This window comes from Streptomonospora nanhaiensis (assembly GCF_026642255.1).
In the GTDB taxonomy this organism is placed as follows: domain Bacteria; phylum Actinomycetota; class Actinomycetes; order Streptosporangiales; family Streptosporangiaceae; genus Nocardiopsis; species Nocardiopsis tropica.
On the sequence record NZ_CP113264.1, the window covers coordinates 3,983,025 to 3,997,354 of the forward strand.

Annotated in this window: 15 protein-coding genes and 2 pseudogenes; 5 read left to right on the forward strand and 12 right to left on the reverse strand. The window is 69.5% G+C overall.

Annotated features, from left to right (window positions below):
- Positions 1-14: 14 nt before the first annotated feature.
- The 3 genes from OUQ99_RS17315 to OUQ99_RS17325 all read right to left on the reverse strand — a co-directional run bounded on the left by OUQ99_RS17315 (position 15) and on the right by OUQ99_RS17325 (position 2,825).
- Complete coding sequence (locus OUQ99_RS17315) at positions 15-1,538, reverse strand: MFS transporter (protein ID WP_267950412.1); 1,524 nt, start codon at positions 1,536-1,538, stop codon at positions 15-17.
- A 35-nt stretch (positions 1,539-1,573) separates the two neighbouring features.
- Positions 1,574-2,131 (reverse strand): TetR/AcrR family transcriptional regulator, encoded by a 558-nt coding sequence (locus OUQ99_RS17320; RefSeq protein WP_267944800.1) that lies wholly within the window; start codon positions 2,129-2,131, stop codon positions 1,574-1,576.
- A gap of 310 nt (positions 2,132-2,441) precedes the next feature.
- Positions 2,442-2,825: a YybH family protein gene (locus OUQ99_RS17325; protein WP_267944801.1), complete on the reverse strand. Its 384-nt coding sequence runs from the start codon at positions 2,823-2,825 to the stop codon at positions 2,442-2,444.
- A 63-nt stretch (positions 2,826-2,888) separates the two neighbouring features.
- On the opposite strand from OUQ99_RS17325, the gene OUQ99_RS17330 reads away from it, so the two are divergent.
- A complete protein-coding gene (locus tag OUQ99_RS17330) occupies positions 2,889-3,245 on the forward strand; it encodes a winged helix-turn-helix transcriptional regulator (protein ID WP_267944802.1) in 357 nt (118 codons plus the stop codon).
- 136 nt (positions 3,246-3,381) lie between these two features.
- On the opposite strand, the gene OUQ99_RS17335 is transcribed toward OUQ99_RS17330, so the two are convergent.
- Positions 3,382-4,329 (reverse strand): helix-turn-helix domain-containing protein, encoded by a 948-nt coding sequence (locus OUQ99_RS17335; protein WP_267944803.1) that lies wholly within the window; start codon positions 4,327-4,329, stop codon positions 3,382-3,384.
- Positions 4,330-4,447: 118 nt separating this feature from the next.
- On the opposite strand from OUQ99_RS17335, the gene OUQ99_RS17340 reads away from it, so the two are divergent.
- Positions 4,448-5,665, forward strand: coding sequence for an MFS transporter (locus OUQ99_RS17340; protein ID WP_267944804.1), 1,218 nt, complete (start codon positions 4,448-4,450; stop codon positions 5,663-5,665).
- 90 nt (positions 5,666-5,755) lie between these two features.
- Here the strand turns inward: OUQ99_RS17340 and OUQ99_RS17345 are convergent, their stop codons facing one another.
- The 3 genes and pseudogenes from OUQ99_RS17345 to OUQ99_RS31725 form a co-directional block, all read right to left on the reverse strand.
- Positions 5,756-5,932 carry a DUF397 domain-containing protein gene (locus tag OUQ99_RS17345; protein WP_267944805.1) on the reverse strand — a complete coding sequence of 59 codons (177 nt, stop codon included), beginning with the start codon at positions 5,930-5,932 and terminating at the stop codon, positions 5,756-5,758.
- On the reverse strand, positions 5,925-6,485 hold the full coding sequence (locus OUQ99_RS17350) for a DUF5753 domain-containing protein (RefSeq protein WP_267944806.1): 561 nt from the start codon (positions 6,483-6,485) through the stop codon (positions 5,925-5,927). The genes OUQ99_RS17345 and OUQ99_RS17350 overlap by 8 nt, the downstream gene beginning before the upstream one ends.
- A 54-nt stretch (positions 6,486-6,539) precedes the next feature.
- Positions 6,540-6,746 (reverse strand): annotated as a pseudogene (locus OUQ99_RS31725) (helix-turn-helix transcriptional regulator); the annotation flags it as partial.
- Between the two features lie 262 nt (positions 6,747-7,008).
- Here OUQ99_RS31725 and OUQ99_RS17355 point away from each other — a divergent pair.
- Together OUQ99_RS17355 and OUQ99_RS17360 are read left to right on the forward strand one after the other, a co-directional pair.
- Positions 7,009-7,458, forward strand: coding sequence for an ATP-binding protein (locus OUQ99_RS17355; protein ID WP_267944807.1), 450 nt, complete (start codon positions 7,009-7,011; stop codon positions 7,456-7,458).
- A gap of 209 nt (positions 7,459-7,667) precedes the next feature.
- A pseudogene (locus tag OUQ99_RS17360) lies at positions 7,668-7,841 on the forward strand (BldC family transcriptional regulator); the annotation flags it as partial.
- 243 nt (positions 7,842-8,084) lie between these two features.
- On the opposite strand, the gene OUQ99_RS17365 reads toward OUQ99_RS17360, so the two are convergent.
- The 5 genes from OUQ99_RS17365 to OUQ99_RS17385 form a co-directional block, all read right to left on the reverse strand.
- Positions 8,085-8,303: a cold-shock protein gene (locus OUQ99_RS17365; protein WP_267944808.1), complete on the reverse strand. Its 219-nt coding sequence runs from the start codon at positions 8,301-8,303 to the stop codon at positions 8,085-8,087.
- 309 nt (positions 8,304-8,612) lie between these two features.
- Positions 8,613-9,470 (reverse strand): hypothetical protein, encoded by an 858-nt coding sequence (locus tag OUQ99_RS17370; protein ID WP_267944809.1) that lies wholly within the window; start codon positions 9,468-9,470, stop codon positions 8,613-8,615.
- A gap of 9 nt (positions 9,471-9,479) precedes the next feature.
- Positions 9,480-9,797 carry a hypothetical protein gene (locus OUQ99_RS17375; RefSeq protein WP_267944810.1) on the reverse strand — a complete coding sequence of 106 codons (318 nt, stop codon included), beginning with the start codon at positions 9,795-9,797 and terminating at the stop codon, positions 9,480-9,482.
- A 221-nt stretch (positions 9,798-10,018) separates the two neighbouring features.
- On the reverse strand, positions 10,019-11,872 hold the full coding sequence (locus OUQ99_RS17380) for a hypothetical protein (protein WP_267944811.1): 1,854 nt from the start codon (positions 11,870-11,872) through the stop codon (positions 10,019-10,021).
- A gap of 797 nt (positions 11,873-12,669) precedes the next feature.
- On the reverse strand, positions 12,670-13,248 hold the full coding sequence (locus OUQ99_RS17385) for a helix-turn-helix domain-containing protein (RefSeq protein WP_267944812.1): 579 nt from the start codon (positions 13,246-13,248) through the stop codon (positions 12,670-12,672).
- Between the two features lie 56 nt (positions 13,249-13,304).
- On the opposite strand from OUQ99_RS17385, the gene OUQ99_RS17390 reads away from it, so the two are divergent.
- On the forward strand, positions 13,305-14,294 hold the full coding sequence (locus OUQ99_RS17390) for an alpha/beta hydrolase family protein (protein ID WP_267944813.1): 990 nt from the start codon (positions 13,305-13,307) through the stop codon (positions 14,292-14,294).
- The last annotated feature ends 36 nt before the right edge of the window (positions 14,295-14,330 follow it).

Below are 14,330 nucleotides of genomic sequence, written 5' to 3' on the forward strand. Positions count from 1 at the left end.
GCGGCGGTCGGGCCTCAGTGGCCCTTGGTCACGTCCAGGTCCTTGGGCGTCAGGGCGAACACCACGACCACCGACACCAGCATGATCGCGGCGCCGATGCCGCCGACCAGGGTCAGGCCGTGGGTGAAGGCCTCCTGGGCCTGGAACGCGGCTGCGGCGCCGGCGGGGCCCAGGTCGGCCAGGACGTGCAGGGCGCCGCCCAGGGACTCCTGCGCCGCCCCCACCCCCTGCGGTCCCAGGCCCGCGGCGGCGAGGTCGGAGGCCGGCAGTTCGGCGCGGTAGAGGGCGGACGCCGCACTGCCCAGCACGGCCACGCCCAGGACCGCGCCCAGTTCGTAGGAGGTCTCCTCGATCGCCGCGGCGCTGCCTGCGTGCTCGGCCGGGGTCCCCGACATGATGATCGCCGAGGCGATGGCCAGGGATCCCATGCCCGCGCCGAGCAGGGTCAGGAATATCGCGACCGGCGCGTAGGTGAGCGGCGCGGGGGCGAGGGCCAGGGCGGCGAAGCCCAGCCCCGACAGCGCCAGGCCGCCCACCAGGACGGTGCGGGCGCCGATGCGCTGGGCCAGCACCGGCGCCAGCGGGGAGACCACCGTGGCGGCGACAGCCATCGGCAGCAGCCCGATCCCGGCCTGCAGGGGCGACCACCCCTGCACGAGCTGGAACCACTGCGCCGCGAGCAGCAGCGCCGATCCCATGGCCAGCATGGTGAACAGCGCCGCCAGGGTCCCGGCCGTGAAGGAGGGGACGGTGAACAGGCGTACCCGCAGCAGCGGCGAGTCGCTGTGGAGGCAGCGCAGCACGAACCAGACCAGCAGGGCCAGCCCCGCCGCGAGCGCCGCCAGTGCCAGGGCGTCGGCCGGTCCCTCCTTGGCGATGCGCTTGATGCCCCACACCAGGGCGGTCATGCCCGCGATCGACAGGGCGGTGGCCAGGGCGTCCCAGCGCCCGGGGCGGGGGTTGCGCGCCTCGGGCAGCAGGAACAGGCTCACGAGGACGGCCGCGGCCATCAGGGGCACGTTCAGCAGGAACGCCGCGTGCCAGGAGAAGTGCTCCAGCAGCAGACCGCCCACGATGGGTCCCACGGCCGCTCCCAGGGAGGCGACGGCCGCCCAGATGCCGAGCGCCTTGGCCCGTTCGGCCGGGTCGGTGAACAGGCTGCGGATCATCGAGAGCGTGGCCGGCATGATCATCGCCCCGCCCACGCCCAGCAGGGCGCGCACGGCGATCACCACGGGGGCCGACTCGGCCGCCAGGACCAGCAGGGAGGCCCCGCCGAAGACGGCGAAGCCGGTCAGGAGCATCCTCTTGCGGCCCCACCGGTCGCCCAGGGTGCTCATGGTGACCAGGAGGCCGGCCAGGACCAGCGAGTAGATGTCGACGATCCACAGCTGCTGGGCCGCGGTCGGGGACAGCGCCGCGGCCATCTCGGGCAGGGCGACGTTGAGGATGGTCATGTCCATGACCACCACGAGCAGGCTGGCGGCCAGCACCGCCAGGGCGGCCCAGCGGCGGCCGGCGGACAGGTGTCCGGCGATGGCGCCCGGTGCGTCGGAGGTGTGGTGCGGAGTGCTCACGGCTTCTCTTCCAGGGATGTGCTCATCAGGGCGGCGATCGCCATGCGCAGTGCCGCCTCGTCGAGGGGCCGGTCGTGGAGCAGGGTGTACAGGATGACCCCGTCCAGGTAGACGGCCGTGGCCCGGGCCGCTTCGGGCGCGGCGTAGGCCTGCAGGATCTCGGTGACCCCCTGTACCCACTGCTGGGCGAACGGACGCAGATCGGGGTTGTCCACGCCGGCGAAGTAGAGCAGGCTCTCGGCGCGCAGCCGTTCGCGGTCGCCCAGGTAGGCGGCGAACAGCGCGGCGATGCCCTCGGGGCGGCCGTCGCAGCCGTGGATCTCCTCCGCGAACTCGCGCAGCTCCTCGTCGGCCTGCTCGGCGATGGCCTGCAGGGCGGCGGCACGCAGGTCGTCCAGGGAGTCGAAGTAGTAGGTGGTGGCCCCCAGCGGCACCCGGGCCAGTTCGGCCACCCGCCGGTGCGTCAGGGCGGAACTGCCGTTGGCGACCATCTCCTGCGCGGCGGCCTCGACCATGGCGCGTCGGCGCCTCTCGGGGTCCCGGCGGGAGGTCATGGGCGCTCCCCCTGTGCGCGTCGCCCAGAGGTCCGGAACAGCATCTTTTTCACCCCAATGTCTAGTACGTGCGTACAAGTACAAACGTACTAGAAGGGGGAGGCCGCCCGCCCGTGTCATGCGCCACCACCGGGGCTGCGGCACCGCGGAGCAGGAGTCCGGCCGGTCGTGACCCGCCATGGCGGGCGGGCCGCGACCTCCGACGGAACCGTGCGGGTGTCCTCGGTCCGGCTCCGCGTCCGGACCTGTGCGAAAGGAGTCACCGGGCGCGCCGTGGCAGGGCGCCGTTCCCCCCGCGCCGTCGGCAGGCTTACCCAGCCCCGGTGCCGAAGGGGTTGTCGATGGCATACCGCCAGCGCCCGTCCGGTCCCCGCCGGGCGACGTCGGTGGCGGTCCCCTCGATGTGCACCGCCTGCCCGTCGCGGCCGGTGCCCTCGATGGTCCAGTCGACGATCAGCAGCGCCAGGTCTCCGCTGGTGTGGACGTGTCGCGGGTGGACGGAGACGGGAACGCCGAGCCCCTGGAGCCGGGCGTTGGCGGCGTGCGCGTCCGGTCCTGTCAGCGGCGTCCACGGGTCCAGGACCAGCACCGCCGCGTCCTCGTAGACCTGGGCCAGCGCGTCGGGGTCGCCGCTGTTGAACCGCTCGGCGAACACCGCTGGCACGTCTTCGGGCCGTTCTGCCAGTTCTCTCATGGTCGACGGACGTCCTTCCGGTTCGGGATCATGAATGTGTCGACCACGCTAGGAGGCGCTCTCGTGACTCACCCAACGGTTGGCCACCCGGGACTGCCCGAGGATCCGCGCGCGGACGTCGCGGAGCCCACGCCCACCTGCCCCGTGGAGATCGCCCTCTCGGCCGTCCAGGGCCGTTGGACGACGCTGGTGGTGCGCGAACTGCTGCGCGGCGACCGCTCCTACAGCGAGCTCCGCGAGGCCCTGCCGAAGCTGTCGGACAAGGTGCTGTCCGACCGTCTCGCACACCTCGGCGCGGCCGGGGTGGTCGGGCGGGAACGGCGTCCGGGCTGGCCGCCGAGGGTGCGCTACTCGCTGACGCCCCGGGGCCGCCGCCTCGGCCCGGTCCTCCAGGCACTGTGGGACTGGGGCAGACTCTAGGCGACGGACCCGAGGCCGCGGACCGGCCCCGCCGACCGCCCGAGTCCCCCGCCCCTCGGGCCGGTGCACCGAGGGCGCGGTCGCATGGCATCCGCTGTCCGACGCGTGCGCGCGGATCCGGGTACTCGCGTGCCGGTCAGTTCCTCCGGTACTCCGACGGTGTCCGTGCCGAAGCCGTGCCGTTGGCGTTCTCCGCAGTGGGAGGCCTGCCTCCCAGCCCCTCGTCGTGCGTGAGGGTCTCCAGCAGGGTCATCGCATCGGCGGACATCTGATCGCTCGGGGTGTAGACCTCCAAGCGGTGGTCGGGGCTGTCGGCCTGGAGCCAGATCTGGAACTCCATGCTCAGCTCGCCGACCAGGGGATGGCGGAAGCGCTTGGTGCCACCGACGCACTCCCCCACGCGGCCGGACGCCCAGAGGGAGGAGAACTCGGGGTCCTTCATGCTCAGCTCGCCCACGAGTTCGGCCAGACGGGTGTCATCGAGGTACTTGCCGCTGATCCGCCGCAGGTAGGCGACGTTCGTGGACGCCTCGGTCTTCCAGTCCACGTAGGAGTCCCGCACGCGCGGGTCCAGGAACAGCAGCCTCGGCATGGACGGCCGTGTCGCGGGGTCCGCGGTGCTGTCGAACGGCAGGTGCGGGGCCAGCAGGGCATGGCCCGTCCGGGTCCAGGCCAGCGCGTCGTTGCGTCGCCCCAGGAGTACGGCGGGCTGACCGGAGATGGCCTCCAGCATCGCCAGCGCCCGGGGGTGCGGTCGCTCGGGCCTGGTCCGGGGCGCAGGACGCAGTTGCGAGGGTTTGGCCAGGTCGAGCAGGTGCTCGACCTCGGTCGGCGTCAGCTGCAGCGCCCGCGCCAGGGCGAGGAGCACCTCGGTCGAGGCGTTGCGTGCCTGCCCCTGTTCCAGTCGCGTGTAGTAGGCGACGCTGACGCCGGCCAACTGGGCGACTTCCTCACGCCGTAGCCCGGGGACCCTGCGGCGTCGGCCCCAGCTGATGACATCGGCCTGTTCGGGGTCGAGGGCAGCGCGACGGGAGCGCAGGAACTCACCCAGGTTCCCCGATGGTGTGCTCGCCGAAGGTGTCATACCTACCAGGGTAGGTACTCCGGCCCGAACCAGCATGACCCTGTCAGTGGTAGGAACCCCGGGCGCACACCCAACAGGTGTCTGGCTGCCGTATCCCGGTCCGTCCAGGCTGGTGGGCATGCTTTCCCACGACAACGCCTCACGCACCCGGCTGGTGCTGCTGACCCTGGCCGCCGGCGCCTTCGGGATCGGCACCACCGAGTTCGCGATCTCCGGCCTGATGCCCGGAATCGCCACCGAATTCGGCATCTCGGTCACCACCGCGGGCTGGGCCGCGACAGCCTACGCCCTCGGCGTCTTCCTCGGCGCCCCGGTCCTGGTCCTGGTCGGGCAGCGGTTCGAGAAGAAGAGATTCCTGCTCGTCCTCATGGGCCTGTTCGTGGTCGGGAACCTGCTGACCGCCTTCGCCCCGTCCTTCGCGCTGACCCTCCTGGGCAGAGTGGTCTCCTCACTGACCCATGCGGCCTTCATCGGCATCGGCTCGATCATCGCCTCGCGCGCGGTTCCCGAGCACAAGAAGACCAGCGCGATCGCGTTCATGTTCTCCGGTCTGACCCTGGCCACGCTCATCGGCACCCCGATCGCCACCTGGGTCTCCACGGAGTTCTCCTGGCGGACCTCGTTCCTGGGCATCTCGGCGATCGGCCTGATCGTCCTGGTCGGCATCCTCGCCTGCATCCCGGCGAGCAGGACCGATGAGTCGTTCGACTTCGCCGCCGAGGTCCGCGCCTTCGTCAACCCACAACTGCTGCTCGCGATGCTGATCACCGTCCTCGGACCGGCGGGGTTCTTCACCTCCATCACCTACATCGCCCCCATCACCATGAACGCGACCGGCACCCCGGAGAGCTGGATCACGGCCTACATGCTCGTCTTCGGGCTCGGGCTGTTCATCGGCAACATCCTGGGAGGACGGCTGGCCGACAAGAACCTCATGGGTCTGCTGCTGGGAAGCCTTGCCCTGCTCACGGTCACGCTGCTCGTGTTCTGGCTCACCGCGGACAACGTCGTGGTCACGTTCGCCGCGGTGTTCCTCATGGCCGCCGCGGGCTTCGCCACCGTCTCCCCGATCCAACGCCTGGTGATGGAACGGGCCGAACGCGCCGGCGCCCCCAACCTCGCCTCCTCGATGAACATCGGCATGTTCAACCTCGGCAACGCCATCGGGGCCTGGTTGGGCGGCTACGTCATCAGCACGGGACTCGGCGACAGCAGCCCCAACCTCGCCGGCGGACTGCTCGCCGCCGGTGCGCTCGTGGTCGGCGTCATCATCTGGCTGCAGTCCAAGAAGTCCACCACCGGCCGGCGGCCTGCCGGGCTGGCCCAGGTGGGGTGACCCCGAGAGGCAGGGCTCCGGCTCTCACAGGAGAACCGCACCCCGTAACCGGACGGGGTGCGGTTCTTCGCGTGCAGGATGTGGGGGGTGTTACCGGCAGCGCACCGCGTTCACCAGCGCGGTCCACTCAGGAGCAGGGACGTCGAGATGCCCCAGCTCTCGGTTCTGGGTGTCGCGGACACCGGTGACCAGGCCCTCCGCAACCTCGACGCAGTGGCCCTGCTGGCCGCTGTAGCTGGATTTGTGCCACACTCCATCGTCAGTCATCGAGATGCCCTCTTCTCACTTCAATGAACCGCACAGTCTCTTCGTGCGGGAGCGCCTGCGAGCGCAGCGCACCAAACTTCCTCTGGGAGTTTGCCACGGTCTGTGCATCAACGATCACGTGCCCCGCGCCCGGCACTTCAGCGTAAACCAGGCTCTCGGCCTCACTCATCTCGAGTACGACGAACGATCCATCCATGGCCGAGTGTGCTCCGCGGGCAGTCGGAACGCACTGGATCTGAACGAACGGGTCTTTAGCCAGGCGCAAGAGGTGATCAAGCTGTTCCTTCATCACCTCTGAGCCGCCGACGTCCCGTCGAAAAGCAATCTCTTCCACGATAAAAACGCACATCGGAGGAGGTTCTCGCTTGAAGACTGCCTGCCGCTCCAACCTGCCGTTTCTGATCCGGTCAGCTTCAGTCACCCCCAAGGGGGGCCAGGCAGCATCAAGCAGTGCTGACATGTAGTTTTTCGTCTGGGTGAGGCCAGGGAGCGCCTGTACCTGAAATTCATAGATGGCCTGGGCTTTCATCTCCAGCTCAGCAAACTCCGCCATCCATCGGGGGAACGACGAACGAGCGCCCGGCCAAAGCATGTGTAGCGACCCGGAGGCACCCAGAGCCTTGTCGGCAGCCTCAGCAAACGTGCGAGCGGGACGTCGCTCACCTCGCTCGATTGCTCCGATCTGGGCCCCTGACGTGCTTGTTCGCCTCCCCAGCTCCGATTGAGACAAATCAGCCATTAGCCGCAATCGTTTCAACTCGTTCCGGAACTGATCCACTGCGGCTTGACTCACGGGGTTATGAGCCTTAGTCATGACTCCAGTTAAACACACATCACTACAGTTCACAGACTTCCTGCATACACGCACCCCAGTTTCCACACCTCGCTAGACGGCATTCGCCCAGGCCAGCAGTCTGTTCTTGGGAAACAGTCAGTCGCTACCTGAGCCCACCACAGCTCGCCCCTAACCACGAGCGGGCGACCATCTTGGGCACAAAAAAGCTCCGGTGGCCGAAGTCAAAGGCGGCCACCGGAGCTAGTGCCTCACCTGTCCACTAAGACACGAGGTGAGTTAAATGCAGCCTACCGCCCCTCCCCCCGCACTTCCACGCCGCCTGTGCGGAACCCCCACAACATCGGGCATCCTCATCGGCCCCCACCCCAGCCACGTCAAGGCCGCCCGCCAATGGGCCGCCCACGCCACCCGCTCCCGCCCCGGCCTGACCGACCCCCTCACCCTCACGGTGTCCGAGCTGACCGCCAACGCCCTGCGCCACACCGCCTCCGGCCTGCCCGGCGGCACCGTGCGCATCGAGATCCACCGCACCCGCCGCCACCTCGAACTCCACGTCACCGACAACGGCCCCACACCCGGAACCGCCCCCACACTCCCCGCCGTCCCCGACCCCGAACCCCTGCGCGTCGGCGGCAACGGCCTACGGCTGGTCGAGGCCGTGTGCGCCTACTGGGACTGGACCCAGGCCCCCTGCGGAGCGATCACCGTCCGCGCCGTCTTCGGCTGCTGAACCACTCCCCCGCCCGGTGGCACACCACCACCGGGCCGCGGGGCCGCCGCCAAAAAAGGGGAGCCGGCGGCCCCGCCCCACCCGCTCGGGGCCGGACGACCTTCCCCGGTCCGGCCCCGAGCCCGCTCCACAGGCCACCGGCCGCCCACAACCCACAACCCACAACCGCCGATCGACACCGACGGAGAACCACCGTGCCCACCGCACCCCTGCCCGACCTGCTCGAGAGCGCCGAGGCCCTGCTCACCCCCGCAGAGGTCGCCCGCCTCTTCCGCGTGGACCCCAAGACCGTCGCCCGCTGGGAAAAAGACGGCCGCCTCGCCTCGGTCAAAACCCTCGGCGGACACCGCCGCTACCCCCGCACCCAGCTCCACACCCTGCTCGACACACGACCCGACCACGCAACCCTCATCCGCACCCTCCAAGAAGCCCGCGACCTGGCCACCGACACCGGAGCCCCCACCACCGCCGCACACATCGACGACCTCATCACCACCCTGCACACACAGGACGAGAAGCTTCGGCGAACACCCGGCACATGATGGAGTCCGACTCATCAGCCCCGGACCGAAGCCGGGAAGCGTCTTCCCGGCTTCGGTCCGGCGCGCAAGACCGCCCCCGGTCCCCTACTCCGCTTCCACGCGAACCTTGTCGGCCTGCATCCCCTTCTGCCCCTGAACGGCCTCGAAGCTGACCTTCTGCCCGTCGTTAAGGGTCTTGAATCCGCTGCTCTCGATCGCCCTGAAGTGCACGAACAGATCGGGGTCTCCGGAATCCGGCGTGACGAAGCCGTACCCCTTCTCCTCGCTGAACCACTTCACAGTGCCAGTCTGGCGCTCACTCATGTGCTCTCCCGTTCAGTGACATCCGGTCATCATCAGATGACCCATGGGGATCATGGCACGTGAGGACCTTCAGGGACGGCAGGTCAGGATTTCGGTGGCAGCGCTCTCCGCGACGTGGATGACTGCGCCCGTCGAAGCGGCATCCCGGACCGAAGACGAGGGGGATGTACTCGGGGAGTCGAGCAGGACAGGTTCACACGGGCGGCCTCCTCCCGCCGGACTTGCGGGCCGTCGACCGCTCGGAGCCGGTGACCGGCCCCGAGCGGGCCTCGTGGTGACCGCACGCGACGCCCTGGAGAGGCCGTCCTGTCAGGAGCATTCATGTTCGTTCAGGCAGAACGAGTTGGCGGCCTCCTTGCAGTGCTCCTTGGTGGTCCGCCACTCTTCGAACGGTCCTTCGGCCGATACCGCGTAGATTCCACCGCCCTCACCAAAGAAGGTACGCACGTACACGTCCTGGTGCCCGAATGTGTCGTGGTCGTAGGCGTAGTTCAACTCCATGACCGACGGATCCTCTTCCAGCACCGCCGCCCCGTTGTAGTCGTCGTAACCAGACTGCCCGTAGGTGGCTTCCAACTCAGACTCCAGGGCGTTCATGGCCCGCCATGGAGAGAGGTATTCGCCCTGGAAGTCGATGATCTTGATGAAGTGGCTCCGATCGTCCGGATGGTAGAAGAACTCTTCCGACGCTCCCCCGCCCTCGTACTGCCACCCTTCCGGTATGTGGAGCCCGAACCAGCCAGAATCCGTGCTGAGCTCATATCCGTCGAGCGCCTGGGACTCTACGTCCTCTTCGGCGAACGGGTCCTCGGCCTCGGGGGGTTCCGGGCTCTCCGCGTCGTCACAGGTTTCACTGTTCCCTCCGTCCGCACACCCGTCCTCGGCGGGTTCTTCGGACGGCTCCTCAGCGGTGGACTCCGCCGCACTGGCCTCGTCCTTGGCGGGAGCACTCTGCTGTCCGGAGTCGCTGCCCCCGGTGGAGGGGGGCCTGCTGATACCGACCGCCGCCGCCACCGCCACCACGATGAGCAGGACGACCAGGGGCACCAACATCAGGGTCGGTATGTTCAGCTGCCTCGGTGTCTCGCCTCCAGCGGATTCCGGACGGGTTCCTCCGACCCAACTCTGCTGGTCGGCGTCCCAGCGCGCGTTCGTGGAATCGGGCACGGTCCCCCCTCAGCCGGTGAGCTGTCGCACCGTCTCGGCCAGGGCGGTGGCCGAGGTCAGCGCGCCCAGCGCGGTGTTCGCCTGCTCCAGCCGCTCCCACAACCGGCGCAACAGGCCCGGTGCGGCGGTGCCGGTCTGTGCGATCTCCTCCTCCGTCTGGACCAGCTCGGCCTCCACCTCGGCGACCCCCTCCGCGTCGGCGAACAGGGGGAGCTGCTGACGCAGCAGGCGGACCTGCTCCAACAGCTCCCGGTACCGCTCGTCCTGCACGGCGTCGGAGGACGCCTCGAAGCGCGCCGTGCCGTGGTCCCCGGTAGAGATCGCCACCCCCCGGGCGTCACCACCGATGGCGACGGATCCCGGGGCGCGCTTCCCGACCGCTCCCCGGGGGAGTGCGACCGGAGTGGAGGGGCGTGGCTCCTCTCGGCGATCGGAATCCGTTGGCGCAGAAACCTCGGCGGAGCCGCCCGTGCCGGTGGAGACCGCTCCGCCGTGCAGCGAGCCGCCGATGGAGACAGAGCCCTCAGCAGGTGCGGTGTCGTCGTGGGTCATGGTGCTACTTCCTCTCCTTTCCTCTTTTTCTTGGCCACCAGATCGGTGACGGCCTTCGCTGCGGCTCCGGTGGCGATCGATCCGCTCATGGAACCGCCGATGAACACGCCTCCGCGGCTGATGTTCACCACCCGCTGCTGGAACTCCTCGGTCCTGTAGCCCGCTTCGACCAGGGCCTGCTGGGCCCCGGAGGTAATACGGTCCTGGATGGTCTTGACGTACCGGTTGACGTCCATCTCCTGGAACATCGACCGTGTGTCGCGCGAGCCCGACTCGCGGATGCTGAGCCGGGGCGCCTCCTGTGTCTCCCCGACTCCGAGCCCGAACCATTCGAACCACCACGACTTGAGGGTGCCCGCCCCGCGGACCAGGACGGCCACCGTCATCGCGGGCGCGGTCACCAGGGCCGACACCGGGAAACGGGCCGACCGCGCGGTAATGGCGTCTACCTCGTGGAAGGAGCTCCGCAACGGGGACAGGACGTAAGGCAGCACCTCCAGGATCAGAAGGTCGCCCTGGGTGTGCACCCGCACGAAGACGGTGGTGACGACCTCCTCGTCCCAACCGCCCACCCGGATCCGCAGGAAGTGCCGCCGCTGCTCGGCGCCCTCCCCGACGGATGCTTCGAGGTGTTCACGGACGCTGCTCTCCTCGTAGAGGCGGTCGGCGTGCCACACGCCCTCGGGGAGGGCGGCCGGGAGGAAGACGCACTCCTGTAGCTCCAGGTCCTTGAGCCGGTCCCTGCTGGTTTGGGAGGAGACCTCGGCGAGCCTCGCCAACTGCGGGGTGATGAGGTCGAGGACGCGGCGACCGTCCAGGGGCTCGGCCCTGTGCGGGGCGCCGGGAAGGCGTTCGAGTTCCAGGGCCAGCGACCAGGGGCGGTAGGACTCGCCGGCGCCGAGGAAGGGTTGGTCCTCGTTGTAGAGGACGAGGCGGGAGAACTGCTCCTCGCCGATCGCGTCCAGTGTGCCCGTGTGCCGCCTTGCGAACAGGGGGGTCCTCGGGGCCCTGCCGGTGAAGGAGGAGCGGGACAGTTCCGTCCACAGGACTCGGGAGAGAGCGAGTCGGTGCCACACGCCGATCGCGAGGAGGAGTACCGGCAGGAAGAGGACGGCCAGGGCAGCGAGGATGTGGCCGCCCCGAAGGAACGCCCACGCGGGCAGGATCCACAGCACCGTCAGCCCCAGGTTGGCCAGGCCCAGGAGCCTGGCGAGGAAGCGGTGGGCCGGCCTGGCCGGATCGATGGCGCCCCCGATGACCACCGTCAGGAGCGATTCGCTCCGACCCAGAAACTTCTGTCGCGCTCGGGACAGCAGACCGACGAGGACGAGCAGGACCAGGGAGACGAGGGCGGCCAGCCCCATCTCCCCGGCGGAGGGGGCCACCCTGGCTGCCGCCTCGACGGCGGCGCGGGCCTCCTCGGCGGCGGCGCGGGCCTCCTGGTCTGTCTGTTCACCGGAGGGGGCCTCCTGAGCTGCCTCCCCGGGCAGGGCGTAATCGATCCGACTCATCAGTTCCGTGTCCGGCATCCCCCCGACCATCAGGCCCACGGCAATCACGGCCCCGGACACCAGGACCGCCAGGACCAGGACCGAGGCCTTCACATCCATGCTCCTGGCCCGCAGGCAGTGCCGGAGCACGGTCACCGCGTCGTAGCCCAGGGACGGGGGGGCGATGCGTTCGGGATGCTCGACGAGTTCGGTGATAGCGGTTCTGCGGAACGAGGGGTCGAGATAGGCCCCCGCGCTCAGGAGGCGGGTGGCCTCGCTGCGGGTGTAGGAGGCGGTGTCCACGGGCGGTAGGGAGGACGTCGTTCCCTCGGCGCCGTCGGGGAGGGGTGGTCGGGCCATGCATCACTCCAGGAAAGACTGCTCGCGATGGAAAAATTCACATCGATGTCCGAAGGGTGAGAAGCAGCTAGCCTATGTGATGCTTTCGTCAGTCGAGTGGTTTCGGGATAAGAAAAAGAGCCCGGTCGTCCTCCTCGGCTCCACATCCGGATGCTGATGCGGATGTCGTCAACATCGACCCCGGCCCCATAGCGATCTCATGGCGAAAACCGTCTGTTTTTCGAGGGGCCCTTGTTCCATACGTTGCCGGGCACCAGTCCGTGCCCCGTCCGCCCACGTCCGGCGAGGACCACAACCCCGTGATGGCCGGGTCCGATACGGAAACGGCCGCTCCGCCCTGTCCGAGCCCCGGTGTCGGCCATCGCGACGAAACGACCCGGCCCCTTCGGGGGTGAACGATAGAGCGAGACCGTCGATCATGGGGTGAAAAATAGGCGGAAACCAGCCTCACCCGCCCCCGTAGCAACTCTCACCCCAAGAAACCAGAGATGCTTTATCGGAAACCCGAAAAACGTGATCCCGGTTTCCGGTTCGATGTGGCCACGGCCTTTGTACTACGGCTTTTCTCCCCTTTTCTGACCAGTCCTGTCCACCCTCCCGGTCAACCGCACCAGCGGAGAACGCGGACGACACGGTTCTCGTACCCGCACCGGTCTTCGCGCTGCGGCAGGACGGCCGGGATGCCGGGCGCGGAGAGCGCGGCACGGGAGGCGCCGCCCGTGTCACCGGGGCGCACACACCGGGACCGGCCTCGGGGAACGACGGTAGAGCGGCCCCCGCGGTGAGGGGCGGCTCGTTCAGCCGCCGGGCGCCGGCGGGTCGACGGTGTCGGGATCGGTCCCGGCCGGTGGGGGCGCGATCGGGAAGAGGATCGGGCTGAGCAGGTACTGCGTGCGGCCGTCCGCCGGTTCGTTGGCCAGGTGGGGCGCGATCGCCCCGCGCATCCCCTCGATCGTCTCGCGCAGCTCCTCGGGGCTGAGCCAGACGGCGTGCTGGCGGTAGCCGACCTGGTCGTCCACCGGGTCGGCCTCGTCACGGCGGAGGTAGGCGTCGTACTCGGCTGCGAGGACGGCGAGAGAGGTGGCGAAAGCGCGCCGGTGGTCCTCGCGCGAGAGTGATGCGGCGGTGTCGGCGTCGATCGCCGCGCGTTCCCGGTGCAGCCGGTAGCGGCGCTCGACCGCGCCGCGCACCCGCCGCTCCCCGGCGACCTCCAGGACTCCCCCGGCCGCGAGCAGGTCGACGTGCCGGTAGACCGTGGCCTTCGAGACGTCCGGGATGCGCAGGCAGAGGTCGGCGGTCGTGAGCTCCCGTCCGCCGCGCATCGCGTGGATCACCCGTAGCCGTACCGGGTGTGCGAGTAGTTCGAAACCGTCCATGCAGAAATGATCTCACACCATGCTAACGTTCGCAGAAGATGAGAAAGGTGATGACGATGTCTGACGAACCCCCGACCGGAACCGTGTCCGCCTGGGCCCCGCCGCCCTACGCCGACCCGCACCTGTTCACCGAGCACGACGTCACGGTCGGCACCGGCCCCCTCGCCGTGCCGGGCACCGTGAGCGTCCCGAAGGACCGGGGCCCCGGTCCCGGTGTGGTGCTGCTCAGCGGCGGCGGGCACTTCGACCGCGACGAGACCAGCGGGCCGAACAAGCCGCTCAAGGACCTGGCGTGGGGGCTGGCGGGGCTCGGGATCGCGGTGCTGCGCTTCGACAAGGCGACCTTCGCCCACAGCGGGTTCGCGGCCTCGCCCGACCTGACCATGTCGCGGGAGTACGTGCCCTACGCCGTCGACGCGGTCGGCCTGCTCGGGCGCCGCCCGGAGGTGGACGCCGGGCGCGTCTTCGTCCTCGGACACAGCATGGGCGGCAAGGTCGCCCCGCTGGTCGCGACCGCCGAGCCCTCCGTGGCCGGTCTGGTGGTCATGGCCGGCGACGCACAGCCGATGCACCATGCCGCCGTCCGCGTCGCCTCCCACCTCTCCTCGGTGCTCCCGGACCAGGTGCCGGCCTCGTTGGTCGAGACGTTCGCCGGACAGGCCGCCCTCGTCGACGGCCCCGGACTGACCTCCGCGACCCCGGCCTCGGAACTGCCGTTCGGTCTGCCCGCGTCGTACTGGCTCGAACTGCGCGACTACGACCCGGTGGCGACCGCCGCCGCACTCGGCAAGCCGATGCTCATCCTCCAAGGAGGCCGCGACTACCAGGTCACCGTCGCCGACGACCTCGCCCGGTGGCGGACGGGCCTGGCCGGCCGGCCCGGGGTGGACTTCCGCGTCTTCGAGGCGGACGACCACCTGTTCTTCCCCGGCGCCGGCCCGTCCACCCCGGCCGACTACGCACTGCCGCACCACGTCGACCCGGCCGTGGTCACCGGCGTCGCCGACTGGCTCCACCGCACCCGGCCGACGGCGGTGGGGCGTTAGGCCCGCCCGCGCCGCACGTTCGGCACCGGCCCGGCG